The organism is Chloroflexus sp. (assembly GCF_034432675.1).
Taxonomy (GTDB): domain Bacteria; phylum Chloroflexota; class Chloroflexia; order Chloroflexales; family Chloroflexaceae; genus Chloroflexus.
Window position 1 is genome coordinate 1 of record NZ_DAOUBI010000232.1, and the last position, 25,525, is coordinate 25,525.

The 25,525-nt window shown below is 57.7% G+C and carries 18 protein-coding genes; 14 read left to right on the forward strand and 4 right to left on the reverse strand.

The genetic code is table 11. The features are described 5' to 3' along the window. The first annotated feature begins 358 nt into the window (after positions 1–358). Genes VAE55_RS17305 through VAE55_RS17315 form a run of 3 tightly spaced genes read left to right on the forward strand, consistent with a single transcriptional unit; the run spans position 359 to position 3,997 of the window. Positions 359–2,158, forward strand: a complete 1,800-nt coding sequence (locus tag VAE55_RS17305; RefSeq protein WP_322816969.1) for a DUF1800 domain-containing protein — start codon at positions 359–361, stop codon at positions 2,156–2,158. Positions 2,159–2,187: 29 nt separating this feature from the next. After that, a complete protein-coding gene (locus VAE55_RS17310) occupies positions 2,188–3,555 on the forward strand; it encodes a DUF1501 domain-containing protein (RefSeq protein WP_322816970.1) in 1,368 nt (455 codons plus the stop codon). A 16-nt stretch (positions 3,556–3,571) separates the two neighbouring features. Further along, complete coding sequence (locus VAE55_RS17315; RefSeq protein WP_322816971.1) at positions 3,572–3,997, forward strand: cupredoxin domain-containing protein; 426 nt, start codon at positions 3,572–3,574, stop codon at positions 3,995–3,997. Between the two features lie 49 nt (positions 3,998–4,046). On the opposite strand, the gene VAE55_RS17320 is transcribed toward VAE55_RS17315, so the two are convergent. The 3 genes from VAE55_RS17320 to VAE55_RS17330 are packed head-to-tail and all read right to left on the reverse strand — an operon-like array spanning position 4,047 to position 6,430. Next, the gene (locus VAE55_RS17320) at positions 4,047–5,102 is read right to left on the reverse strand and encodes an agmatine deiminase family protein (protein ID WP_322816972.1); all 1,056 of its coding nucleotides are present in this window, start codon (positions 5,100–5,102) and stop codon (positions 4,047–4,049) included. Between the two features lie 5 nt (positions 5,103–5,107). Beyond that, positions 5,108–5,995, reverse strand: a complete 888-nt coding sequence (locus VAE55_RS17325; RefSeq protein ID WP_322816973.1) for a carbon-nitrogen hydrolase — start codon at positions 5,993–5,995, stop codon at positions 5,108–5,110. 24 nt (positions 5,996–6,019) lie between these two features. Further along, positions 6,020–6,430: a gamma-glutamylcyclotransferase family protein gene (locus tag VAE55_RS17330; RefSeq protein WP_322816974.1), complete on the reverse strand. Its 411-nt coding sequence runs from the start codon at positions 6,428–6,430 to the stop codon at positions 6,020–6,022. A gap of 86 nt (positions 6,431–6,516) precedes the next feature. On the opposite strand from VAE55_RS17330, the gene VAE55_RS17335 reads away from it, so the two are divergent. The 3 genes from VAE55_RS17335 to VAE55_RS17345 all read left to right on the forward strand — a co-directional run bounded on the left by VAE55_RS17335 (position 6,517) and on the right by VAE55_RS17345 (position 10,663). Then, positions 6,517–7,440, forward strand: a complete 924-nt coding sequence (locus tag VAE55_RS17335; protein WP_322816975.1) for an LLM class F420-dependent oxidoreductase — start codon at positions 6,517–6,519, stop codon at positions 7,438–7,440. A gap of 56 nt (positions 7,441–7,496) precedes the next feature. Continuing rightward, positions 7,497–8,699 (forward strand): MFS transporter, encoded by a 1,203-nt coding sequence (locus tag VAE55_RS17340; RefSeq protein ID WP_322816976.1) that lies wholly within the window; start codon positions 7,497–7,499, stop codon positions 8,697–8,699. A gap of 1,241 nt (positions 8,700–9,940) precedes the next feature. Then, the gene (locus tag VAE55_RS17345) at positions 9,941–10,663 is read left to right on the forward strand and encodes an SGNH/GDSL hydrolase family protein (protein WP_322816977.1); all 723 of its coding nucleotides are present in this window, start codon (positions 9,941–9,943) and stop codon (positions 10,661–10,663) included. 13 nt (positions 10,664–10,676) lie between these two features. Here the strand turns inward: VAE55_RS17345 and sfsA are convergent, their stop codons facing one another. Then, positions 10,677–11,459, reverse strand: a complete 783-nt coding sequence (sfsA, locus tag VAE55_RS17350; RefSeq protein ID WP_322816978.1) for a DNA/RNA nuclease SfsA — start codon at positions 11,457–11,459, stop codon at positions 10,677–10,679. A gap of 135 nt (positions 11,460–11,594) precedes the next feature. Between sfsA and VAE55_RS17355 the strand changes: the two genes are divergently transcribed. From VAE55_RS17355 to glpB, 8 genes are all read left to right on the forward strand, one after another. Then, complete coding sequence (locus VAE55_RS17355) at positions 11,595–12,599, forward strand: homoserine kinase (protein WP_322816979.1); 1,005 nt, start codon at positions 11,595–11,597, stop codon at positions 12,597–12,599. Between the two features lie 224 nt (positions 12,600–12,823). Next, positions 12,824–17,989, forward strand: a complete 5,166-nt coding sequence (locus VAE55_RS17360) for an Ig-like domain-containing alpha-2-macroglobulin family protein (protein ID WP_322816980.1) — start codon at positions 12,824–12,826, stop codon at positions 17,987–17,989. Positions 17,990–18,466: 477 nt separating this feature from the next. Beyond that, on the forward strand, positions 18,467–19,201 hold the full coding sequence (locus tag VAE55_RS17365) for an MIP/aquaporin family protein (RefSeq protein WP_322816981.1): 735 nt from the start codon (positions 18,467–18,469) through the stop codon (positions 19,199–19,201). Between the two features lie 55 nt (positions 19,202–19,256). Continuing rightward, positions 19,257–20,255 (forward strand): dihydroxyacetone kinase subunit DhaK, encoded by a 999-nt coding sequence (dhaK, locus tag VAE55_RS17370; RefSeq protein ID WP_322816982.1) that lies wholly within the window; start codon positions 19,257–19,259, stop codon positions 20,253–20,255. A 64-nt stretch (positions 20,256–20,319) separates the two neighbouring features. Then, the gene (dhaL, locus tag VAE55_RS17375) at positions 20,320–20,964 is read left to right on the forward strand and encodes a dihydroxyacetone kinase subunit DhaL (protein ID WP_322816983.1); all 645 of its coding nucleotides are present in this window, start codon (positions 20,320–20,322) and stop codon (positions 20,962–20,964) included. Positions 20,965–21,012: 48 nt separating this feature from the next. Further along, positions 21,013–22,509 carry a glycerol kinase GlpK gene (glpK, locus tag VAE55_RS17380; protein WP_322816984.1) on the forward strand — a complete coding sequence of 499 codons (1,497 nt, stop codon included), beginning with the start codon at positions 21,013–21,015 and terminating at the stop codon, positions 22,507–22,509. Positions 22,510–22,595: 86 nt separating this feature from the next. After that, positions 22,596–24,266 (forward strand): anaerobic glycerol-3-phosphate dehydrogenase subunit GlpA, encoded by a 1,671-nt coding sequence (gene glpA, locus VAE55_RS17385; RefSeq protein WP_322816985.1) that lies wholly within the window; start codon positions 22,596–22,598, stop codon positions 24,264–24,266. A 17-nt stretch (positions 24,267–24,283) separates the two neighbouring features. Continuing rightward, positions 24,284–25,522 carry a glycerol-3-phosphate dehydrogenase subunit GlpB gene (gene glpB / locus VAE55_RS17390; RefSeq protein ID WP_322816986.1) on the forward strand — a complete coding sequence of 413 codons (1,239 nt, stop codon included), beginning with the start codon at positions 24,284–24,286 and terminating at the stop codon, positions 25,520–25,522. Positions 25,523–25,525 lie beyond the last annotated feature (3 nt).

Consider the following 25,525-nt stretch of genomic DNA (forward strand, 5'->3'; position numbering starts at 1 on the left):
CAGCATCTGCCGGCGGTGGCGAGGATGCCTCCACGCAGGCTGGAAGCCTGCGCCACGGGGAGCGCTTGCAGTCCATCTTAACGCAACGTGACATGTGGGTAATGCATAGGGAACAGCACTGCGAGAGCGCACATCCGCCGCGCACCTCCAGCCGCCCTGGGCAAAGCACTGGGTGCGCACACCTCCGGCGCGCACCGCACTTCCAGTAACATCTCTCTATCTGAGCCAGCGTCCTACTGAAACAACGTACCTGTTGCCGGCCAAAGATAGTACCTTTTGGTGATAGTAGTAGTTTTTCAGTCAAGATTACAATCTTTTCAGGTAGATCGCAAGAAACAATATATCAGATCAAAAACCTATGGAACTAACTCGACGTGACGTGCTCGAAGGCGGTGTTGCCCTGATTGCCGGGCTAGCCGCTGCCGGACTGACAGCCGTAGGCACCTCACCTGCACCGGTTGCCGCCTGTTCGTACACTCAGCCGGCTTCGCTACGCACGATTGCAATGCGTCGACTGGCTTTCGGTCCCAGCCCCGAATTGATGGCGATGTATGATGCTACTTCTGGCGCGAGTGATGAAGAACGGTTCGACAATTGGGTTCGGCAGCAACTGAACTACACTGCAATTGACAACACTCCTTGCGCTAATCGCATTCTGTCCGCTCAGCTCAAGATTCGCTACAACCACAACAACCGCACAATCAGCGAAGTTCGACCGCTAAGCTGGCTATCAGCCACACGCGAAACACTCTGGCAACAGCGGGTAGTACCCGATCTGCCCTGGGCCGAGCGCATTCGGCCTTACGAAGAGGTACGCGTGGCGACGTGGATTCGGGCTTTGTGCAGTCGTCGCCAGCTCTTCGAGGTGATGGTTGATTTCTGGCACAACCATTTCAATGTGCGGGCTACTGCCGATCAACGGATCGCTGCCACCTGGCCCGACTACGACCGCATCATTCGCACCCATACCCTGGGCAATTTTTACACCATGCTGGTTGAGGTCACCAAGAGCATTGCCATGATGTATTACCTCAACAATGTGAGTAATAAAGCCGGCGGCGGTGAAGGCGGCAACGAGAATTTTGCCCGTGAACTCTTCGAGTTACATACGCTGGGAAGTGACAACTACCGTAAATTCTACAATCAACGCGGTAATATCCCAGTTGCAGAATACGGTAGTGAGAGCTATGCATCCGCCTATATTGACTATGATGTCTACGAAGCCTCTCGCTGTCTGACCGGCTGGACAATTGCCAATGGCCGCGACGGGCGACCAAATACTGGTGCTTTCTACATCATGGAGTCCTGGCACGATAACTATCCCAAAACTGTGCTGGCACCAGCCCCCCTACCCGGTATCGAGCCGGCACCCAACTTTCCTTTCAATAACGGTGCAGAAAGTGATGGTATGGAAGTTCTGCGTCTCGTTGCCCGCCACCCCGGTACAGCCCGCCATCTCTGTACCAAACTGTGCCGGCGGCTGGTGGCCGACAATCCGCCGGAATCACTCATCAATACGGCGTGGAACGTCTGGATGCAGCATCGTGATTCGCCTGATCAGATCCGGCGCGTCGTTGAAGCTATTCTGCTTTCCTCAGAAGCAAAAAGCACCTTTGGCGCCAAGATCTGCCGCCCCCTTGAGGCAATGTGGGCATTTTTGCGCACCACCAACGCTGCCTTGCCCAACGACGTTCCAGCCGTGAACGGCGATGCAACGCAGGGTAGCTACTGGTCAAGCCTGCTTTGGAACGCGGACCAGACCGGTCATCGGCTCTTCGGCTGGGACACACCTACCGGCCATCCTGACCGAGCCGATTACTGGGCAAATACGAATGCCTTGCTCAGAACCTGGAACACCTTTTACACGATGTCACAATCCTGGGGCGGCAATGTAACCGTTGACATTGTCGGTCAGACCCCACCCGGTCGGTCCTGTGCAGAGATTGTTGACTTTTGGCTCCAGCGCATGCTGACCTACATTCCCACCGGTGATCTCCGTACTCTGCTGATTAACTTTCTGGCGCAAGGTGGCGATCCGAACCAACCGCCCCAACCGCTGCGCGGTGCTCCAGATTGGGGATCTGCGGACGCCGTCAATGACCGGATTGTTGCGATGGTACAGTTACTGGCTACCAGTCCTGAATTCTGGCTGCGATAATCAGCGCCACACCAGAGGAGAATACACCAATGCAATGGACTCGTCGCGAATTTCTGATGGGGTGCAGCGCTGCAATTGCGGCGATGGCTGCGGCTCGCGTCGGCCAACTGGCCTTCGCCGAGCCGGCCCAACCCCAGGCAACGAATGAAATTTTTGTGCAGATTTTTCTGCGCGGTGGCTGCGATGGGCTGAGTCTGCTCAGCCCATACGATGATTCGAATTACCGGAGTGCCCGCGGAACGCTGGCATTACCTTTGAGCGGGGCGAATGCGCCGTTGCGTATTGATCAGAACAACCCGTCATTCAATACGTCCAGCTTTGGGCTAAACAGCAGAATGCCCCATCTGCGCGATCTGTACAACAGTGGGCACCTTGCGTTCATCCACGCCTGTGGCCTCGATGATGATACGCGCAGCCATTTTGACGCCATGGACTATATCGAACGCGGAACACCGGGGAACAAAACGACTAGCAGCGGCTGGCTCACTCGTCATTTACAAACCCAGGGTGGGGTCAGCACGCTATTGCCGGCAATCGCTGCCAATAGCGCACCACCTGCTTCGCTGTTGGACTATACAGGAGCGGTTGCCGTCACCTCACCCAGTAGCTTCAATATCAGTACCATCTGGCGCTACAACCGTCCACAAGATAACTACCCCTTCCTCAGTACGCTCCGCGAAATCTACAGCCGGAGTTCGATCAACCCACTGGCACCGGCCGGTCGCCGGGTCACGCAGGTGATTGATGTGATGCGGAGCCTGGGAAGCTATACCCCGGCCACTGGTACCACATACCCTTCGGGATCGTTTGGCGATGCCTTGAAGACGGTGGCGCAATTGATCAAAGCTGATCTTGGGCTGCAAGTAGCAACGATTGATTTCGGTGGTTGGGATACGCACGAAGCGCAGGCCAACAGTGACGGGACCGGCTATCTCCCCGACCGTCTGGGCATTCTCTCCCAGGGTCTGCATGCCTTCTACAACGACCTCAATGCCTATCACAGTCGGCTAACCATTGTCGTGCTCAGCGAGTTCGGCCGCCGCCTGGGACGCAATTTGTCAAATGGAACCGATCATGGTCACGGTAATGTGATGATGGTGTTGGGCGGCAACGTGAATGGTCGTCGCATCTACGGTACCTGGCCGGGATTGCATCCCGATCAGCTCGATAAACGGCAAGACCTGCAAATCACGACCGACTATCGCCAGGTGTTGAGCGAGATTCTGGTGCGCCGGCTCGGTAACCCGAAGCTCGGTACCATCTTCCCCGGTCTGTCGTCGTATACGCCACTGGGGATTGTGCGCGGCCCCGATCTGCCACCCGATCTGTCGGCTACCGCTACACTAGCCGATACTGGGTATCAGGTCTTCGTGCCGGTTGTTCACCAGTGCCGCTAGCCGATCAGTTGTGACTATGAGCAGATGGTTGATCCTTTGCGTGTTGTTATGCAGTGCCTGCACAACATCAATACCGCCAGTTGATCTCACAATCACCAGTCAAGGCTGCTCACCGGTTAGCCTGACCCTACCGCCGGAACGCGAACCGGTGCTGAGCGTGCGGAATATCGCTGATGAGGCAATGGTCGTCAGCATTCCAACGATGGATCGCTGGATTGAGCTGGCCCCCGGTAGTGATGGTGTTTTTGAATTACCGCGCTACATCATGGGGACATTCGATCTGTTCTGTCTCAGCGCTACCAATCATCGTGCGCTGGGAGGCGATAATCCGTTCCTGTGTGTCCTCGAACCGGCTGAACTGATGCCGGTAGCCCGTTCAGTCGGTGTCTTGCACATCGAACCGCATAACCGCATCCGCGAGGTTTTGGAGCAGGGCCGGTAGGGGCGACGCATGCGTCGCTCCTACTGATGCTGGAACGTATGCCAGCTTATCATCCAACATTGATCGATCCCGCCGGCACCTGCTGACTGAGACAATGCCACGATCCCAGTCCCCAGATAACATCGGTCGCCTCGATCCCCACCACACGCCGATCAGGAAAACAGTGCTGCAAGACGGCACATGCCCGCTGATCGTTGGGATGATTGAAGGTAGGCACGATCACCATGTGGTTGGCGATGTAAAAATTGGCATACGAGGCTGGTAAGCGCTGACCCTGAAACACCACCGGCGGCGGCATCGGAATAGTCAGTACTGTGAGCGGCCTGCCGGCAGCATCCCGCATCAGTTGCAGCCGGCGGAGATTGTCCTGGAGCACGTGATAATTCTCGTCAAGTGGATCTTCCTCGACAACGGTCACCACCACTCCAGGCGCAACAAAGCGGGCCAGATCATCAATATGACCATCGGTATCATCACCGACAATCCCTTCACCCAGCCAGAGAATGGTGTGAACACCGAGCATCTCGCGCAGACGCTGCTCGATAGCCGCCCGATCCAGGTGCGGATTACGGTTGGGGTTGAGCAGACACTGCTCAGAGGTCAGCAATAAGCCGTTCCCATCCACGTCAATCGAACCACCCTCCAGCACCATCCCACCACAGAACCGTGGCACTCCCAGATACGCGGCCATCCGGGCCGGAATCTGGTTGTCGAGATCGTAAGGAGGATACTTCCCGCCCCAGGTATTAAACTCCCAATCGGTGGCGGCCAGCTCGCGCCCGGCAGGCGTATCACGCACCACGAAAATAGCACCGTGATCGCGGCACCAGGCATCGTTGGTTGGAAATTCGTGCAAGCGAATATCGCCGACGGCTCCTGCTTCGGCCAGGAAGGAGCGCGCCTGATCGGCCATGGCAGCATCGTTCACATTGATATGCACCGTCTCGCCACGGGCCAGTTCGGCGACAAAACGGGCATAGACCGGCCAGATACGGTCAATAATACCCGGCCAGCTCTCCTCTTTATGCGGCCACGAAAGCCATGTAGCCTGATGCGGTTCCCATTCGGCGGGCATCCGGTAACCCAGTTCGGCAGGGGTTGCCATAACGCTTACTCCTCATCAAGATAACGGCGCGTAATCTCGCCGTAGGCATCAATCCGGCGATCGCGCAGAAATGGCCAGTGAGTACGCTGCACATCAATCTTTGCCAGATCGATGGGGGCGACCAGCACCGCCGGCTCATCAACCGGCGCCCGCACGATCACCGTTCCCGAAGGATCGGAAACAAAGCTCTGCCCCCAGAACTCGATCCCACCGGCAGGATCGCCTTCGTGACCGGTACGATTGATGCTCACGACGTAACAACCGTTGGCAATCCCGTGTGAGCGCTGGATAATCTCCCAGCTCTGGTGTTGCGCTACACCGTACTCAGACTTCTCAGCGGGATGCCAGCCAATTGCCGTCGGATAACAGAGCACATCGGCTCCGCGTAGCGCCGTGAGCCGGGCCGCTTCGGGGTACCATTGATCCCAGCAGATCAGCACCCCGATCCGGGCGTAGCGCGTTTTGAACACCTTGAACCCCAGATCACCCGGCGTGAAATAAAACTTCTCGTAGAAGAGCGGATCATCGGGAATGTGCATCTTACGGTACTTCCCCAGATACCGGCCATCGGCATCGATCACCGCCGCCGTATTGTGGTAGAGACCTTCCGCCCGTTTCTCGAACAGACTGGCCACAATCACCACCTGCAACTCAGCAGCCAGTTTACTGAGCCGCCCGGTACTGGGGCCGGGCACCGGCTCGGCCAGAGCGAAGAAATCATGATTCTCGCTCTGACAGAAATAGAGCGACCGAAACAGCTCCGGCAGACACACAATCTGCGCCCCCTGCGCCGCTGCTGCCCGAATCCCGGCTTCCGCCGTCGCCATATTGAACTCTGGATCGGCGGTACAGCGCATCTGCACCAGACCGATATTGACAATTCGTTGCGTCATGGTCTTCTCCAGGGTCGTGTGGTATCACCACTCACCATTACCAATCCAGTGTAATTCACCACGTCGGATCGCTGCTTCCGCAGCTCGACCGGCGACGTACACCCACGCTTCCCGCTCACCGTTAGCCGTCTGCACCGTCACCACAATCCGTTCGTACAGATTACCGACCCGTCCGGGAACGTAATCTTCCAATCCATCGAGCAACCGCAACAACCGCTGGTAGTGGTCAGGCTGCACCTCGATCAGTTCGCCAAACACAATCGCACCGGCAGGCACCAGATCGGCAGCCTGCACCAGAAACGGGTACAGCCCGGCGGTGTAGAGCGCTGCCGCCGGCAACCAGGCCCGTTCCTCGCGCAGCGTATAGCCGGCCAACAGCCGGGCATAGTTTGATTGTCCCCGCTTTAACGTTCCGTAGACAAAAAATGGACGCATCAACTATTTTTCGCGGTATACTATCCACACGCCGCAACGCGGCCCGTTCATACTATAGCAGGTTTCGCCGATCAGGAGTACTGAAGATGATAATTGACGTAGCCTTGATGATTGAAGGCCAGAATGGACTGACCTGGTCGCGCTGGCAGCGGCTGGCGCAGGCGGCTGAAGATTTAGGGTTTGCCGGTCTCTACCGCTCCGATCACTTCACCAACGCCAATCCCCCAGAGAAGGAATCGCTTGAATTGTGGGTTTCCCTGACCTGGCTGGCCTCGCATACCAAACGGATCGAATTCGGGCCGTTGGTCTCACCGGTCTCATTCCGCCATCCGGCCATGACAGCCAGAATGGCCGCCGCCGTCGACGACCTGTCCGGTGGACGGTTACAGCTCGGCCTGGGTGCGGGCTGGCAGGAACGCGAACATACGATGTTCGGCTTTGATCTGCTGGAAGTAGCGCCGCGCTTTCAACGCTTCCGCGAAGGTCTCGAAGTCGTGACCTGCCTCCTGCGCAGTGACACACCGGTCACCTGGATCGGCGAGTACTACCAGTTGCGCGAAGCCATTTTATTGCCCCGCCCCCAGCGCCCGGGCGGCCCGCCGATTGTGATCGGCGGCAATGGCGAGCAGCGCACATTACCCCTCACCGCCCGCTACGCCGACGAATGGAATGCCGTTTTTGTACCGCCGGCCCGATTTGCCGAACTCAACGCCAAACTCGACAACCTGCTGGACGCAGCCGGTCGGCCACGCGAGGCTGTACGGCGCACACTAATGATCGGGTCGGTGTTTGGGCGCGACGAACAGGAAGTGGAGCGGCTGCTGGCCGGACGCGACCGCCAGCAATTGCGTGCCCGCGGCATCCTGGTCGGCGTCGCCGACGAGATTGTCGAACAGATTCAGGCATTTGCCGCTGTCGGCGTGCAACGGATTATGGTGCAATGGCTTGATCTTGATGATTTGGATCGACTGGAATCCTTTGCCACCAGCGTATTGCCCAGCCTGGGATAGGCTTTACCGCATCAGCCCTGCCGTTACAACGAGAGAGATATTCCCTGAATACGATCATGCAAACACGCTGGCAAACAACCCTCTGGATTATGTTCGTCGCCCAGTTTCTTTCGGCAATCGGGTTTTCAATCATCTTTCCATTTCTGCCGTTGTACGTCGCCTATCTGGGCGTGGCGACCATCGGCGACGTTGCCCTCTGGTCAGGTCTGGTCTTCTCACTGCAAGCCCTGACCATGGCAATTGCCGCACCGATCTGGGGATCACTGGCCGACCGGCTCGGCTACAAACTGATGGTCGAACGGGCCATGTACGGCGGTGCCATTATCCTGCTACTGATGGGTTTTGCCCGTTCCGCCGAAGAATTGACCCTGCTACGCACCATCCAGGGCCTGATCACCGGCACCATCTCGGCTGCCAATGCCCTGGTAGCAACCGTCATCCCCCGCGAACGCATGGGCTTCGCGATGGGGACGCTCCAGATGGGCTTATGGAGTGGCACCGCAGCCGGCCCGCTAATCGGTGGCATCATGGCCGAAACCCTCGGCTTTCGGGCGACCTTCATCACCACCGCAACACTCCTGCTCATCTCCGGCATCCTGGTCACGGTTGGGGTGCGCGGCGTGCGCCAGACGGCCTCTGCCACCAAACGGCCATCGTTGAGCATGTGGCAAAGCTGGTTGAGCATCTTACGCACACCCGGCATCAGACCGGCCTACAGCATGCGCTTCCTCAGCAGCCTGTCCCAAACGATCCTGCTGCCGTTCGCACCGCTATTCATTGCCAGCCTGCTCTCCCCAACCGATCCGGTAAGCGCCTACACCGGCCTGATAGTTGGCATTTCATCAGCCGCCGGCACAGCGACCGCCATCTGGCTGGGGCGTCTCGGTGATCGTATCGGGCATCAGCAGGTGTTAATGGTCAGCGCCCTGGTGGCGGGTCTCGCGTTCCTGCCGCAAGGCATCGTCACCAACATCTGGCAGCTCCTGATCCTGCAAGCCCTGAGTGGCGCGGCAATCGGCGGTATCACCCCGTCACTCAGCGCACTCCTCGGTCGTTACACCGCCGAAGGGAATGAAGGCGCAGTATACGGCCTCGACAGCTCGATTGTCTCAGCAGCCCGCGCCGTCGCTCCCCTCATCGGTGCCATGGTGGTTACTCCTTTTGGGCTGGAGAGTGCCTTCTTCATTAGCGGCTGTGCCTGCCTGGTCATCGCCGCGGGTGCCGCCCGGCTACCTGCACTGGTGGTGGCACCCCGCTGAGCAGGTAACATCGCGGCAAGCATTGGTGGCGTGGGGAATGGGGAGTGGGGAGTGGGAGCGTGCTCCCCATCCGAGCGCTGGGAGCGCACACCTCCGGCGCGCATTACCCATACCTCGGATACTGCATAGCCCGTGTGCAGAAGCAAGTCTGGGGGCGAGAGCATTCTCCCGCCCCCGCTGGGGACGGGAGGATGCCCGTTCCCCCTGACCCGCTCCCACAGCGCGGGCAATGCAGTATCCGGGTTGTAGGTAATGCATTGATACGCGGAGCGAAAGCTGGAGGGCATTACCCGCCGTTAGCGACCGGCAGGCTAACCGATCCGCAGAGATGGAGCGATGAGCGCGATTGGCGCGGCAGCATGGCTACCGCACGCCATACGGCGAGCACGTGTATGGCTGGCGCGTGAGGGAATGGTACCGGCACTGTGGTGCGCCGGAGGCGTGCGCTCTCAGCGCTCGGATGAGGAGTACGCCCCTCATCACTCCCCCGCTGTGATGGAGACACACCTCCACCCCAGCCCGCCCCCGCTGGGGACGGGAGGATGCCTACCCTTAGCGGCTATGCATTACCCACATGTCACGCTGCGTTAAGCCAGGTTGCAAGCGCTCCCCGTGGCTCAGGCTTCCAGCCTGCGTAGAGAAGCATCCTCTCCACCGCTGTCAGATGCTGGCCGTGGCCGCTGGTGTACAGGCACGAATCTCTTGCAACATAACCGTCTACGCGCAAGGATCGCACGCATGCCTGACCGACTCGATGATCGGCACGATCCAATCTAGCACCCCCGTGACCAGGATGGGGAACGGTATGCCACGCGCCGGATCGTGAGCACGGCTGGCGCGGCAGCATGGCTGCCGCACTCCAAACTGCGCGACACGCGCAGGACAAGCGGGTAAGGCAATCATTCAGTACGTGATAGCACGGCTGGAGCAGCGCACTGCCATCGAGCCAGTCGCCCAAAACAGCATCCATAGCTATCATACCCGCTGATACGCACGTGCTTGACACACGGCAACCCTCATGAAATACGCCCCTCATCACTCCCCCGCTGCGATGGAGGCACATCCCCACCCCAGCCCGCCCCCGCTGGGGGCGGGAGCTTGCCCTGGAGCACGCCCATCACCGCTCCCCACTCTGCGGTGCACTTCCCAGCCTCCGGTTCCTGTACGTGCGTTTCAGTATTTGTTGTGGTAAAAAAGATTATGCAGTGCGCAAAGATGAAGAAGACTCTGGAGGCTTGCAATTGACACGTCGGCTTTGGCTTATCTGGCTTGCTGTGCTGGGGGTAGTCTGTCTGGGGGGATTGCTGGCCTGGCAGCGCGCCCGTCATTTTGAACGGCTGTTTCATCTGACCCGGCTTGATCCGCTAGGTTTGACCGCTATCAGCAATGATCGCTCGCCATCAGCGCGTATCGTGATGTTCGGTGACTCGCGAGCCGCAGCATGGCCGACACCGACCGGCTTTACGGTGGTTAACCGCGGCGTTCCCGGCCATACCAGCGCCCAGGCTCGCCTGCGCTACCCGATCCATGTTAGCCCGCTCAAGCCAGAACTGGTGATTATGCAGGTCGGTGTCAATGATCTGGCGGCGCTGGCAATTCTGGACGACGACGATGACAGCGAGGCTATTACGCAGGCAACCATTGCAAACCTCCGCGAGATGCTGACACTCGCCCGCAATGATGGCAGCCGGGTTATCCTGACTACCATCTTTCCCCTCGGTCCAAATGCGCTCGAACGGCTCGATCCATCAACCGGCCGTATCACGGCGGCAATTACCCGCGTCAACCAGGCAATCCATGCAATGGCAGCCTCAGATGCCATCATCTTCGATAGTGCAGCAATCCTAGCCGATGAAACGGGGTATGTAGCTGAGCCATTTCGCGATGATCTGCTTCACATCAACGCGGCAGGGTACAAGTTGCTGAATGAGCGATTGGTCTCGCTCTTGCGAGAACTGGAGTGAGTGAAATCCTGCGTCAGCAGTGCTGCCGCAGCTCGAACGGTACGGCTGCAAATGAGGAAAAGACCGGCACTTCCTGACCCAGCGCGATACCAGACGGATCGACCGGACAACGGTAGGCGTATATCTCGACGCCGACCGAGCGTGCTTCGCGTAACGACCGACTGAACGCAGGATCAACGGTTACATCGGGGGCAAATGCGCAACCTCGCGAGCGTTGAATGATGAACACTACAGCCGCCCGCTGGCCATTGCAGGCAGCATTAATTAGTAGCTCCAGATGGCGCTCACCACGCCTAGTCGGTGCATCGGGAAAGACTGCAATACCATCAACCAGCCGGGTCACCGACTTGACCTCCAGCAGGCAGGTATCCAGTCCTTCACTCAAGCGAAAATCGATGCGATGCGGGCCGAGCTGTACTTCCCGCTGTACCCGCGAATAACGTGCGAATTGGGGAAGCGCACCGAGCGACAACGCTGCCGCCACCAGGCGATTGGGTAATTGGGTATCAAGAGCGACCAGGTCGCTGTCTTGATAGACTGCCACCACCTGAAATACCGTCTTCCGCCCAATCTCCTCGCGTGAGGCAAGCAACAAGCGCGCTCCCGGCGTTAACAAATCGGTTAATCGCCCCCGGTCGGCGAGATGGGCGCGCACCATACGCCCACCCATCTGAGCTTCAACCAGAAACTGAGCCGGGCGACCGGCAAACGTTGCCTCAATGAGAGGTGCGCCACTGGAAAGCGAAACCCGTACTATCGATTGTCCGTGATGTCCTGTTCCGTGCCTTGTTACCATACTCTCAAGTATAACACGGCTTGTATCAAATCATGCACATTCCCAGTGCCTGCTATCACAATATGCAACACGGTCATCGAGGACCGTTCCTCGCAATGGTAGAATAGAAACGGTGTACTATGATGAGGTTACTCCATGCTGACACACGACGAAATTTCCCATGTACTGGCCCACTACGATGTAGGTGAGCTACGGTCGGTACGGGCTGCCGGCCGGGGTATGATTAACGAAACAGCGTTTATCGAAACCAGTGTTGGCCGCTTTGTGATTCGTCGCAATCGTCGTGTCAGTGGTCTTCAGTCGATTACCTTTCGCCATCGGCTGCTCGATTGGCTTCGCCAGCGCGGTTTCCCGGCGCCACGTATCCTGCCGGCCCGCAATGGCGAGACGATGGTTATCGTTAATGACCGAGTCTATGAGCTGAGCATCTTTATTATCGGCGACGAATTTAATCCCGCCCGCCCTCAACAGTTGAGCGATATTGGCCGTGTGCTGGCCAGTTATCACCGGGCGGTTGCCGGTTTTCCCGATCTCCCCCCTGCATCAACGCCCCGTTACCTGCCTTCCAGTCTACGCAGTCTGACCGAACGCCTGATCACTCGTGATCTGTTGGGTGAGTTGACCATCCCGTTGCACTGGTACGAACGACGTATCGCCGATTTGTGCCATAAACTGAGTGACGAAGCCTATACCGCTCTCCCGCATCTGCTTATCCACGGTGATGTACATCGCGACAATCTCATCTTTCGGGGTGATGCAGTGGCGGCGCTGATCGACTATGATCAGGTCTGCGTTGATGCCCGCCTGGTCGATGTCGCGGATGCCCTGGTAGATATGGCGATAAGCACACCACCACCAGACTGGTCAACGTGGGGGGTATATCGTGCACCACTTGACCTCGAACGGGTACGATTGCTTCTCCAGGCGTACAATGCAATTATGCCCCTGTCGCGCCATGAAGCTACCGCGCTCACGGTCATGCTCGAAGTCGTCTGGCTCCAGGGAAACCTGCGACGTACCCTCAGCACACCAGATGCGGAACCTGAGTACCATTTGGAACTGTTAGAACAAGGACAATGGTTATCGGAATGGATGGATCGTTATCGCGATCAGGTGCTGTCGGCAGGTTTAGCAACGTGAGCGTAACCAACGCGCACCGACGGGAAGTCGTTGTATCATTCACAACATGTCCATCGGTACCATCTAGAAACACATATTGCCCATAGCACCGACAACGGTTTATCTCGACCACGCCGGATGGTACTCGCCCCCTTGGATGACAATGGTATACTAATAGGTGTTCTGAAGCATTCACAACACGCGATCAGCGTGCAGCGTCGGTCGAAGCCAGCATGAACGTGAGCATGCAGCGCGGGATACAGAGACTGGCCCGCCTCTGGACAATTTTGTTGGTCGGAGTAGTTGCGAGCTTACTATGTGGGCTGGCAATGCGCTGGCTGGCACCGTTGTCGCCGTGGGTAGAGACACCTACGGTTCAACTCCGCGATCCATTGCCCCAAAGCCAAACCGTACCACCCCGCAGCTCCATCACGCTCGCCTTCAGTACGCCGATGAATCCATTTACGGTGATACGCGCTCTCCGCATCGATCCGCCGCTGGCCGCTACTTATCAGTGGTCAGACGATATGCGCGTGTTGCAGATAGTCCCTTCCCAACCCTTACAACCGGCAACCGTGTATCGCATCCAAGTGGCGGCGAACGCGCAAAGTCGGTGGTGGCGGCCATTGTCTCAACCGCTGGATGTAACGTTTGTCACGGCTGCCCAACCAACGATTCGCACGGCACTGGCCCCACGCCTGCTCGATGCACCGATTGCGCTCATCTTTAGCCAGCCTATGGTGGCTGAGGATACAGTCGGTCAGCTGATGTCTCTCGCGCAGATACGCCTCTCTCCGCCCTGGCCGCTTAGCGGCGAATGGCTCGATCCACAGACCCTGCTGCTGCAACCGATGATGGCGTTTACTGCGGCAACCACCTACACGCTGACCATCGATGCCACACTCCGCGATGCGCGGGGTATTGAATTAGGACAACCGTTTCGCTGGCAATTTAGTACGCCCTGGCCAAAGCTTATTGCCCAGACCCCACCGCCAGAAGCGCGATGGGTGAACCCGCAACAACCACTGGTCCTGATCTTCGATGCCCCCATTGATACGCGCCTGCTCAGCAATGTCCTCGATATTACGCCGCCGATTAGTGGCGATATGACCGGCGTCATGGATGATGGACGCTACGTTGTATCTTTTACCCCCTACACTGGTTGGGTGCCCGGTCAAACCTATCAGATACGTCTCCGTACCGGCGAAACCGAAGCATCGTCGTCAAGTTGGCAGTTTTATGTTGAGCCAGAGCCGGCATTAATTGCCTCTTTCCCCGGCCAAAGCCAATCGCTGCTGCCCGATCAAGAGATTCGCCTGATCTTCAGCACACCAATGGACGAGACTGAACTGCGAACCGGACTGCGTTTTGATCCTCCGGTGAACGACGTTCATCTGACCGTTGATGACAATCGGGTCAGTCTTCGCCCGGTTGTGCAGGCAGCAACGACTTACACCATCACCATTGCCGCCGGCACCCGCGACCGCAGTGGGGTACCACTCCAAAACGATATTTCACTGACGATACGCACCGCCAGTTCCCCACCGGCATTACGGGTTGTCGGTGATCTGCTGCAACGCTTCCCGGCCAATGCAACGCCGGCTATTACCATTGAGCGCATGAATCTCAATGCCCTGAACGCACAACTGTACCAGCTCGATGCCTCGACACTGATCCGCGCCATATCATTGCGCCCTGAAGAATGGCCGCGATTTATCCCGGAACGGTACGGGCAGCCATTGGTCCGAGCCTGGCGCGAAATACTCAACGATCCCCCTGATGAATTGGTGCGTAGTGTCTTTTCCCTTACCAGCAATAGTGAAGGAGCATTGCTCCCCCCCGGTGCCTATTACCTACAGCTAACAGCCGACAATGGTTTGCGCGTTGATCAATTATTCCTCGTCTCTGCAATCCGCCTGACCGTTGTCCCCAACGGTGATGAGTTACTGTTGTGGGTTACCGGCTACGGCAACGGAAAACCGCTCCCCAACATCCCGCTCACTATTTACCTCGATGAATCGCTGATCAGTCGCGGTACCAGCAACGAGCAGGGTGTGTGGCGCGTGCCACTTACCGGATTGGGCACCCTGGTTGGCAGTATCGCCAATCGGACAATTATCGCTATTGCTGAAGGGGAAGGTATTGCGCTGGCCCGTACTGTGCTTGCGCGATCAACCGGGTCGGAAACCCTTGCCCTGCTGGCACCTGATCGACTGAGTTATCGCCCAGGCGGGATTGTGCGTATCAGCGGCATCGTCCGTGAACGTCAGCCTGATGGTCGGGCGACACTGCCCACCGACACCTCCTGTCGCCTGAAGCTTGACGGCCCAAAGCTCGCCGGCGAACCGACTGTCGTTACCTGCACAATCAACGATACCGGCCAGCTTAACGGCAGCCTGCGCCTCGATGCCCGTACCGCACCCGGTACTTACACGGTGCAGGTAAGTATCGGTGAGACAACGTATGCTGTGCCAATTCAGGTCTTTGTGCCGACGACCGCCACAACTATTCGCGTGACACCAACCCTCACCAACAGTCTCGCCATCGATGTGGTTCGTGCCGGCTTACCGGTCGCTGGTGTCGCGGTGAGCTGGACGCTTCGGCTCGAAACACTATCGACACCTGAGCTTGATGGGACAAGCGGCGACGTGTTGGGTTCAGCCGCTGAAACGCTGGCGAGTGCTATTACCGACCAGAGCGGGCGGGTGCAGATTACACTGCCGGCAGCCGAAGCCCTGATCCGCCCGCTTCGCTACCGCTTAGATCTGACAGCACAGTTGCCCGACGGCGAACAATTACCATATAGCGCGGAAGGGATCATCGCGCCACGCAGCCCACGGCTCGCTATCGAGGTGCCGCGGGTTATTGAACGCGATGAACGGGCCAGAGTAACTATCTCGCTGCGACAGGTGGACGGTCTACCCATCCCCAATAGCCTGGTAGAACTGGAGGTACGGCGCACCAGTAACGATCCGCCGTTGCTGGTGCGGCGAGTGCGTACCAACGCCGGTGGCACAGCCAACACCGACCTGGCTCCGCTCGCCCCCGGTCGCTACGAAGTCACCGTGCGCTCTGGGTTAAGTGTGAGTCGTCGCCAATTATGGGTCGCAGGGTCCGGTATTGCCACCGCTGAACCAATGCTGGTTACTGATCGCACTGCCTACACTGTTGGTGAGACTGCACGGCTGTTGATCAGTGGGCCAACCGGCGGTGGCACTCTCTTGCTGATTGCAGGGCAGGGTGACACAGCCCGTACTATCCTGACAACGTTGCAGCCCGGTACGATTATTCCATTTCCCATCACCAACGACTTACCACCAACGACGCTCATCACAGCCTTGATCGACGATGGCACCCGGCTTTGGGTACATACAGCGGTGCTCCAGATCGATCCACCGGCGTCGCCATTACTTTCCCTACCACAAACCGAGGTCGTGCCGGGAACGACCATCACGTTAACCGTTACCGCGCCGATGAGTACATTCCTGACAACGCTAACTCCTATCCACGCCCCGGCGATCAACCTTGATCACTGGAATCAGCCACTGGTTGCCAGGCGAACAACCCATCCGTTAAGCGGTCTCCCCGGCATCGTTGTGCCCTCAACCGTACAATCAACCGGCGATCAGCATCAAATCTCGCTCCGCCTACCACAACAATCAGGGCGCTGGCGCCTCGACGTGATTGCCATCGCCGACTCTGGAACTGCTACAGCGACCGGCATACTCCTTGACACATTCCAACCGGTTGAAGCTATTGCCATTCCTTTGCCACCACTCCGGAACAACGACACCGCCGTTGCCACGCTTATCTTGCGCAACATCGACGCGCAGGCGCGTACGGTCCGGGTGCGCCTGTTGACCAGCGGCGGTACCCTGCTTGATCCGCCTGAGCAGACGATAACCATCCCGGCCAGTACAACCGTTCATGCATCCTGGCGATTGCAGACCCAGGCAGACGTGTCTATCGTGGGTCTACGTTACGAAGTGATTGATACCATCACACTACCACCCATTGAATATGCCGTACCGGTTGTGCGTGACGAGCGGATTGCCACTCGCTCACAAAACCGGCTGGTAAGCGACCCACTGGAACTGACCATCCCAGACGGTGATACTGAGATTGCCGTTGCCCCTAACGCACGTTCAGCGCTGGCCGATCAGGCGCAACGCCTGCTTCAATCACCTGCACCTACGGCTGACATGCTGGCTGCGGCCCTCATTATCGGCCACGAATTGCAGCGTACCGCTCCCACAACCACTGACGTCGAACGCTGGCAGGCAGCAGTAGAGAGTCTACCCGGCCAGTTGCGTGCCCTGCGTAATCCAGATGGCGGTTGGGGATGGTGGCCGAATCAGCCATCTGATCCATTTATCACTGCCTTTGTCCTTGAAGCGATTGCCCGGATCGATAATCCTTCCAATCAGACGAACCCACTGAGTGATCCGGGAATCCTCTATCTGCGCCGCACCCGAACGACCGCAACACTCGATTTGCAGGCGTACATTGATTACGTCTTGTCGCTGCATGGGGTTACCGATGGGTCAGCCGGCCTGATTAATCCTCCAGGTCCGACCGGGTGGGCGTTCAGTGCGTTGCACCGTACCCAAGACCGCAGCACACTACTGGCACAGTTCTGGTCAACTGCCGGCGGTGGTCTGCCCTGGGCAGGCGCCGAAGGCATGCCATCGAGTGCCCTGGCAGTGAGTGCCAGCGTCGTGCAAGCGCTCAGTAGTGATCGCCCCAGCGATCCCCGTCTGACTACCTGGCGCGCTGCTCTCTTACGGCGTTGGGATATTGATGGCTGGCCGACACCTTACGAAGCTGCCCGTGTCGCGCTTGCGCTGGGTGATACGCTTAAGAACGACAATGCCGGCGTTCGGGTCTGGTACAACAATGACCTGCTGACAACAACCTCACCAAACGACGTAGTACGCTGGCAAGTACGTGGCGGAGTCTTGCGGATTGAACCCCTGAGTGGCCCGGCACTCATCGCAATCCGTAGCCCGACAACCGAACAATCAACAATTGAAGACCTGCGTGTCCGCCTAATCTATCACCCGTCCGGCATCCCCCTGTCGGTCAATCAACCGGTGCGGGTTGAGGTATTGTTGCTGGTCAGAAAATCCCTGATTCGTTGCGATGTCACCGTTCCGCTGCCGTCGGGGCTGACACCGGTGCACGTTGGCAACCCGGCCGAATTCTCTTACGTTCAGGTAGATCGTGAACGGCGAAGTGTGCGACTAAGCGGCGTTAATCTGCCACCTGGTGTCTACCGCTTCACTGTTACTACCCAAAGCACGACTGCCGGGAGCTTTCATATCCCACCGATTCTGATTGCAACCCCTGGTAGCGGCCTGCCACTGCTGGTTGAACAGGGTATCGATCAGGTATTAGAGATTGAACCGTAATGATACCGGGCGAGAAACAGCTCAATGTTTCAACATTGAAACACTTTTGCATACTGCACGGCTTTTTCACAGCTTGACGCCCCTCAACGCAATTTGCTAGGATAATCGCACAGCAACTCAATCAAAAGGGGCAACGTTCCAACACCACATTAATGCCCCACCAAATGTACACATCAATATCTTATACGCCCAACAAGTGAGGCATGTTATTATGTGTGCATTGCACGGTGCAATGCATCGTGTTGCCGTATAGTCGGTAAGAAAGGAGGTGCGCAGGGCGGGTCGTCGGATGCTGCGATTGAGACGGCGCGCACGCCTAGTTCAGATGCGCCGGCACGCCACGCAGCGCGTGTATAGCAACAGGTTATGTTGCGGGTAAGAATCGGCGCGTATCACGTTCTCTGTTTGAACGCTGGATCAAGGGTGATTCGTACGAACTGGTTCCGCCTGTTTTGTGTTGCAAGGAGGAGACCCTCTATGCCTGCGTCCTTTCTGGGCGAAGTTTTCGGCACAATGGTGCTGATCCTGTTTGGCAATGGTGTTGTTGCCAACGTTCTGCTCACGCAATCGAAGGGGAATGGTGGTGGCTGGATCGTGATTACCACAGGCTGGGCCTTTGCCGTGATGTGTGGTGTGTTTACTGCAGCCGCGTTGGGTAGTCCGGGAGCCGATCTCAATCCGGCAGTCACGATTGCTGTGATGATTCGCGGTGGCTACGATGTCGGTACTGCAGTGATGCACATTATCGCCCAGTTCATTGGTGCGTTTATCGGGGCAACCCTGGTCTGGTTGACCTATCTTTCACACTGGGAAGTTACCAAAGACCCTGGTCTGAAGCTGGCCTGTTTCAGCACCGGTCCGGCGATCAACAATCCGGTCAACAATATCATTACCGAAGTGATTGGCACCTTCGCTCTGGTCTTCATCATCTTCGCCATTTTCAGTGGCGATGGAGCTACGGGGGGTAACCCGGCCAGTGGTCTCGGCCCGTACCTGGTTGCTGCACTAGTATGGGGCATTGGCCTCTCGCTCGGTGGGCCAACCGGCTATGCGATTAATCCGGCTCGTGACCTTGGCCCCCGTATTGCTCACTTTGTGTTACCGATCGCCGGTAAGGGCGATAGCAACTGGGGTTACTCGTGGGTACCGGTTGTTGGTCCGATTATTGGTGGTTCCATTGCAGCGCTATTGGCGAATGCGTTAGGTATGTGATGTGCTATGCATCGTTACGAACGGTTAGCAGTCATCGCTTCAAGGGAGGAAGCCTGTGAAGAAGTTGATCAACGCACCGGAGAATGTCGTTAAGGAGGCATTAGCCGGAATGGCAATTGCCCATGCCGACCTGATTCAGGTTCACTACGATCCTGATTACATTGTGCGTGTTGGCGCACCACACAACAAGGTTGGTGTCATCTCCGGTGGCGGCTCAGGTCACGAACCGATGCATGGTGGTTTTGTCGGCTACGGCATGCTCGATGCCGCCTGTCCAGGCGCAGTCTTCACCTCGCCGGTACCGGATCAGATGCTGGCGGCAACCAAGGCGGTTAACGGCGGGAAGGGTGTTTTACACATTGTCAAGAACTACACCGGCGACGTAATGAACTTCGAGATGGCGGCTGAACTGGCTGCCGCGGAGGGAATTGAGGTCGCCAGTGTGGTAACAAATGATGACGTGGCAGTCGAAAACAGCACCTGGACGGCAGGTCGCCGTGGGGTAGGTGTAACAGTTCTGCTCGAGAAGATCGTTGGAGCTGCGGCCGAGGCCGGTGCTGATCTGGCTACCTGTAAGGCAATTGCCGAACGGGTAAATGCCAGTGGTCGCAGCATGGGTATGGCGCTAACACCCTGTACCGTCCCCCAGGCTGGAAAGCCGGGCTTCGAGCTGGCCGATGATGAGATGGAAGTTGGCATTGGTATTCACGGCGAACCAGGCCGGCGACGCGAGAAGCTGGCTCCAGCGCGGGATATTGCTGAGATGCTGGCCGGCCCGATCCTGGAAGATCTGCCCTTTAAGAGCGGTGATGCTGTGCTGGCGTTTGTCAACGGTATGGGTGGCACGCCGCTTATCGAGCTGTACGTAATGTACAATGAACTGGCACGTATCCTGAAGGATCGCAATATTACCATTGCTCGTTCACTGGTGGGAAGCTATATCACATCACTTGAGATGGCCGGTGTCAGCTTTACGCTTCTCCGCCTGGACGATGAGATGATCAAACTTTGGGATGCACCGGTGCATACACCGGCATTACGTTGGGGCAGGTAAGGAGAATGAGCAGTATTGTGGCGGGGTGAGTACCCCGCCACAAGATTAGACACAAAGAGGGGCCATGCAGATCACCGCCGATCATGTCACAAGTTTTCTCCAGTTGGTTGCTGAACGAGTCAAAGAGCAGCGTGACTATCTGACCAGGCTCGATGCCGCAATCGGTGACGCAGATCACGGTGTTAACCTCGATCGTGGCTTCAGCATGGTGATAAGTAAGCTGCCAACCACGACCGACCGTAGCATCAGCGGTTTGCTGAAACTGACCGGGATGACTCTCATCTCTACGGTTGGGGGTGCCAGCGGGCCTTTGTACGGCACAGCATTTCTGCGGGCTAGCACTGCGATTGGTAATCGTACAACCATCGGCGCAGAAGAATTGATCGCCGCATTAAGTGCTGCTCTGGAAGGCATTCAAACCCGTGGCAAAGCGACTCGTGGCGAAAAGACGATGATCGATGCGATCGCGCCTGCAATTGATACGTTGAAAGAACAGTATGCAGCAAGCGGTGATCTGCAGGCAGCAATGCGCGCCGCAGTTGCCGCCTGCGAGCAGGGCATGATCGCAACTGAACCGATGCTGGCGACTAAGGGCCGCGCATCCTATCTTGGTGAACGTTCGATTGGTCATCGCGATCCCGGTGCAGCGTCTGCTTACCTGATGGCTCAGGCGTTGCTTGAGGTAGTCGAGCAGGCAGCCAAGGGGTGATGGTATACCAACCAGATCGTGTGAGTATAGACAAAGGAGTCTTCGATTATGGCAAAGTACGCCGCTGCTATCGATCAGGGTACAACCAGTACCCGCTGTATGATCTTCGATCATAGCGGGAATGTCATTTGCTACGACCAGAAAGAGCACGAGCAGATTTATCCCCGTCCCGGCTGGGTAGAACACAGCCCCGATGAGATTTGGGAGCGCACCCAAAGCGTGATTCGTGGGGCACTGAGCAAAGGCGGCCTGAGCGCAAGCGATATTGTCGCCGTCGGCATTACCAATCAGCGCGAGACAACGGTGGTCTGGAATCGCAAAACAGGCCGACCGGTGTACAATGCGATAGTCTGGCAAGACACCCGCACTGACCAGATTTGTAATGAACTTGCCGCCGACGGCGGTCAGGATCGGTTCCGCCCCAAGGTTGGCTTGCCACTGGCAACCTACTTCTCCGGTCCCAAGATTCGCTGGATTCTCGACAATGTGCCCGGCGCCCGCGAGGCAGCGGAGGCCGGTGATGTGGTGTTTGGTAACATCGATACCTTCCTGACCTGGTGGCTCACCGGTGGGCCCAACGGTGGTGTCCACGTTACCGATGTGACCAACGCCTCACGCACGATGCTGATGAATCTCGAAACCCTTGATTGGGACGATGAGATTCTCGGTATCATGGGAATTCCGCGCCAGATGCTGCCCAAGATCGTGCCCTCCAGTATGGTCTACGGTACGGCAACAGGAGACCTGGCCGGTGTGCCGGTAGCCGGTATCCTGGGTGATCAGCAGGCGGCCATGGTCGGACAGACCTGCTTCGATGTCGGTGAGGCCAAAAACACCTACGGTACCGGTTCGTTTATGCTGCTCAACACCGGCACGAAACTGGTCCCGTCCAAGAGTGGCTTGCTAACCACCGTCTGTTACAAGTTCGGCGATCAGCCCGCCGTCTACGCCCTCGAAGGCTCAATTGCTATCACCGGTGCACTGGTGCAGTGGCTTCGTGATAACCTTGGTCTGATTACATCCTCGGCGGAAGTTGAGGCACTGGCGAATCTGGTCGAAGATAACGGCGGTATCTACTTCGTACCCGCCTTCTCCGGCCTCTTCGCTCCCTACTGGCGCTCGGATGCCCGCGGTGTGATTGTTGGCCTGACTCGTTATGTCAATAAAGGTCACCTCGCCCGTGCCGTACTCGAAGCCACTGCCTACCAGACTCGCGAGGTGCTCGACGCGATGGAACAGGACTCAGGCGTCAAGCTGACCGCCTTGAAGGTCGACGGTGGTATGGTGTACAATAATACTCTGATGCAATTTCAGGCCGATATTTTGGGTGTTCCCGTTATTCGGCCTAAAGTTGCAGAGACCACATCACTCGGTGCTGCTTACGCTGCCGGTTTAGCAGTCGGCTTCTGGTCAAATACCGATGAGATGCGGGCCAACTGGGGGGTTGATCACACCTGGACGCCACAGATGGATGAAGCAACCCGCGAGCGGCTCTATCGGGGCTGGAAGAAGGCAGTTACCCGTACCTTCGATTGGGTGGAGTAAACCACCCTCACCGCACCCGAACAGACCATTGTGGCAAGACCGGCGGGATATCTCCTGCCGGTCTTGCTGCCCGTCAGGAGTTCATTATGCAGACTATCTCCACCGATGTGCTGGTTATTGGTGGCGGCGCTACCGGCACCGGTTGCGCACTCGATCTGGCAATGCGCGGTATCCGTTGTGTGCTGGTGGAAAAGGGCGATTTGACACACGGTACCACCGGTCGCTATCACGGCCTGCTCCACTCAGGCGGGCGCTACGTAACCAAAGACCCCCAGTCAGCCAGCGAATGCGCCCACGAAAACGCGATTTTGCGGCGGATCATGCCGCATTGTATCGAGCAAACCTCTGGCTTCTTTGTGATTACACCGTGGGACGATGAGAGCTATGGCGATGTCTTCGTCGCCAACTGCCATCGTACCGGTGTACCGGTTCAGGAGATCAGCGTCGCCGAGATGCTGCGTCGTGAACCACTCCTTAACCCCCGCATTTCCCGCGTCTTTGAAGTTCCCGACGGCTCTGCCGACTCGTTCCTTGCTACCCATTCGGTCGCACTGGCGGCACGTGAATATGGTGCCGATATTCGCACCTACCATCATGTTGTCGAACTCATTCGGGTCGGGGATCGCGTCGTAGGCGCAATCGTCGAGGATTTACGTAGCGGTGAACGGGTGCGAATCGACTGCGCGTATGTACTCAACGCGGCAGGCGCCTGGGCCGGGAAGATTGCCGCCCTGGCCGGGCTAACGGTGAATGTCGTGCCCGGTAAAGGTACCATGGTTGCGATGAACCACCGTATGGTGAATACTGTGGTCAATCGCTGTAAGCTGCCGTCTGATGGTGACATTATCGTGCCAATTCACACGGTTGCTGTGATCGGTACGACCGATGTCCACGTTCCCGATCCCGATGTCTTTGGGATCGAACCCGAAGAGATACAGTTTATGCTCGATGAAGGCGAGAAGCTCATTCCCGGCTTCCGTCAGTATCGCGCTTTACGAGCCTGGGCTGGCGTGCGCCCACTCTACAAAGATAAAGATGTGGCCAGTGACCGCGATATTCCCCGCACGTTCAAATTGCTTGACCACGAAGAGCGTGATGGCGTGAGTGGTATCTTCTCAATTGTTGGCGGTAAATGGACAACCTATCGGCTGATGGCCGAACAAACGGTCAATGAGATTGCTCGCCGCCTGGGTAATACTCAACCCTGTCGCACGGCAAGCGAGGTCTTGCCGGTGCCCCGTTTCGAGCACAGTAGCCACGCGACGGTCACTGTTTCACCCAATCCGGCTGCGCAAACCCCTCACTACTGGCTGGGGAAACCATTAGCGCTCGTTGAGAGTCACCACGCGGCTGGTGATCTGATCTGTGAATGCGAGCTGGTGACGCGCGACCGGATTCAGGCTGCAATTGATGCCGGTGCGCATAACCTTGACGATATTCGCCGCGATGTACGCATGGGCATGGGGCCATGTCAGGGCGGCTGGTGTATCTACCGTACCGCCAACCTGCTCTATGAACAACGCTGTGCAGCGGGGCTCAACCACGTTCATACGAACGAAGCAATCATGCACTTTCTCCAGGAACGCTGGAAAGGTCTCACACCGGTATTGTGGGGCGACCAGTTACGACAGGCACGCCTCGATGAACTGATCTACGTCGGTGTGCTGGGCATTGATCGCCTGCGCACATTGGCCGAACCGGGTGGTGGATTGGTGACGCAACACCCGGCAATTGCAACTGAGTATGTGCAGGCATAGGTTGCCGGGAGAGTGATATGTACGATACGATTGTCATTGGTGCCGGTCTGGCCGGCATGATGGCCGCCATCGGGCGTGCCGAACGGGGGGAAAAAGTTCTGGTGCTGGCGAAGGGTCACGGAACGACCCACTGGGCCAGTGGCTGTATCGATCTGCTGGCAGCGGCAGATGATCCTTTGGCCGGGATTGCCCAACTGGCAGTAGAACGGCCTCACCATCCCTACGCGCTGAGCGGGCCGACCATGATCGAGCATGGAATTGCCCGACTGCGGGCAATCTGCGAGGCTGCCGGCTATCCGCTCGTCGGTAATCTCAACCATAACGTCTTTTTGCCCACTGCACTGGGCGCACTGCGCCCTACCGCCTTTACCCCGGCAACTATGATCGCCGGCGACACCCGCCAGTTGCGTGATGGACGGCCTACTCTGATCGCCAGCTTCGGCGAACTGCGTGACTTCTTCCCGCCCCTTATCGCGGCCAATCTACGTGCGCAGGGCATTCATGCTGAAGCAGCGCAGCTTACCCTTCCTCCAACCGGTCGTCAGCGCGACTTTAACCCGGTGACGCTGGCACGCCTGTTCGATCAGCCCGCTTTTCGGGCCAGTGTCGGCGACCAGCTCGCAGGTCTGGTGCGTAAGGGAGGGTATGCACGCATTGGGATGCCGGCTATTCTCGGTTTGAAACATGCGACCGAAGTAGTACGTGATTTACAGAATCGGTCTGGCGCACTGATCTTTGAAATTCCTACGCTTCCCACCTCTGTGGCCGGGATGCGGCTCTATCATATGCTGGAAGACGAATTGATCCGCCTGGGAGGCAGGGTGCAGTTGGGCGGTTTTGTCCAACGCGGTGAGCATGTTCAGCAGACACTGGTTGCTGTTTTCAGTGAGGCAGCCGCTCGTGAGCAACGGCACACTGCCCGCCGTTGGGTACTGGCTACCGGCGGCATCCTCGGTGGTGGAGTTAGGGCAACACCGGAAGGTCAGCTTCGGGAAACTGCGCTCGACCTTCCCCTCCAGACGCCCGCCGGCAGAGCGGGCTGGTTTGCGCCTCGCTTCCTTGCCGAAGACGGTCATCCAGTCTTTCAGAGTGGGGTGCGTGTTGATCGTGATCTGCGTCCACTCGATGCCGGAGGTCAACTGGTCTACGAAAATGTGATGGTTGCCGGCAGTGCGCTTGCCGGTTTTGATCCGATTCGTGAAGGATGCCTTGAGGGTGTCGCTATTGCCACCGGCTGGAAAGCTGGGCAGCAGTAGTCG

What these genes read in the sequence shown, in the direction of transcription:
- glpB (WP_322816986.1), top strand. Translation starts at nt 24,284, where the DNA reads ATGTACGATACGATTGTCATTGGTGCCGGTCTGGCCGGCATGATGGCC.
- VAE55_RS17305 (WP_322816969.1), top strand. Translation starts at nt 359, where the DNA reads ATGGAACTAACTCGACGTGACGTGCTCGAAGGCGGTGTTGCCCTGATT.
- glpA (WP_322816985.1), top strand. Translation starts at nt 22,596, where the DNA reads ATGCAGACTATCTCCACCGATGTGCTGGTTATTGGTGGCGGCGCTACC.
- glpK (WP_322816984.1), top strand. Translation starts at nt 21,013, where the DNA reads ATGGCAAAGTACGCCGCTGCTATCGATCAGGGTACAACCAGTACCCGC.
- VAE55_RS17315 (WP_322816971.1), top strand. Translation starts at nt 3,572, where the DNA reads ATGAGCAGATGGTTGATCCTTTGCGTGTTGTTATGCAGTGCCTGCACA.
- sfsA (WP_322816978.1), bottom strand. Translation starts at nt 11,459, where the DNA reads ATGGTAACAAGGCACGGAACAGGACATCACGGACAATCGATAGTACGG.
- VAE55_RS17310 (WP_322816970.1), top strand. Translation starts at nt 2,188, where the DNA reads ATGCAATGGACTCGTCGCGAATTTCTGATGGGGTGCAGCGCTGCAATT.
- VAE55_RS17340 (WP_322816976.1), top strand. Translation starts at nt 7,497, where the DNA reads ATGCAAACACGCTGGCAAACAACCCTCTGGATTATGTTCGTCGCCCAG.
- VAE55_RS17325 (WP_322816973.1), bottom strand. Translation starts at nt 5,995, where the DNA reads ATGACGCAACGAATTGTCAATATCGGTCTGGTGCAGATGCGCTGTACC.
- VAE55_RS17365 (WP_322816981.1), top strand. Translation starts at nt 18,467, where the DNA reads ATGCCTGCGTCCTTTCTGGGCGAAGTTTTCGGCACAATGGTGCTGATC.
- VAE55_RS17335 (WP_322816975.1), top strand. Translation starts at nt 6,517, where the DNA reads ATGATAATTGACGTAGCCTTGATGATTGAAGGCCAGAATGGACTGACC.
- VAE55_RS17360 (WP_322816980.1), top strand. Translation starts at nt 12,824, where the DNA reads ATGCAGCGCGGGATACAGAGACTGGCCCGCCTCTGGACAATTTTGTTG.
- dhaL (WP_322816983.1), top strand. Translation starts at nt 20,320, where the DNA reads ATGCAGATCACCGCCGATCATGTCACAAGTTTTCTCCAGTTGGTTGCT.
- VAE55_RS17355 (WP_322816979.1), top strand. Translation starts at nt 11,595, where the DNA reads ATGCTGACACACGACGAAATTTCCCATGTACTGGCCCACTACGATGTA.
- VAE55_RS17330 (WP_322816974.1), bottom strand. Translation starts at nt 6,430, where the DNA reads ATGCGTCCATTTTTTGTCTACGGAACGTTAAAGCGGGGACAATCAAAC.
- VAE55_RS17320 (WP_322816972.1), bottom strand. Translation starts at nt 5,102, where the DNA reads ATGGCAACCCCTGCCGAACTGGGTTACCGGATGCCCGCCGAATGGGAA.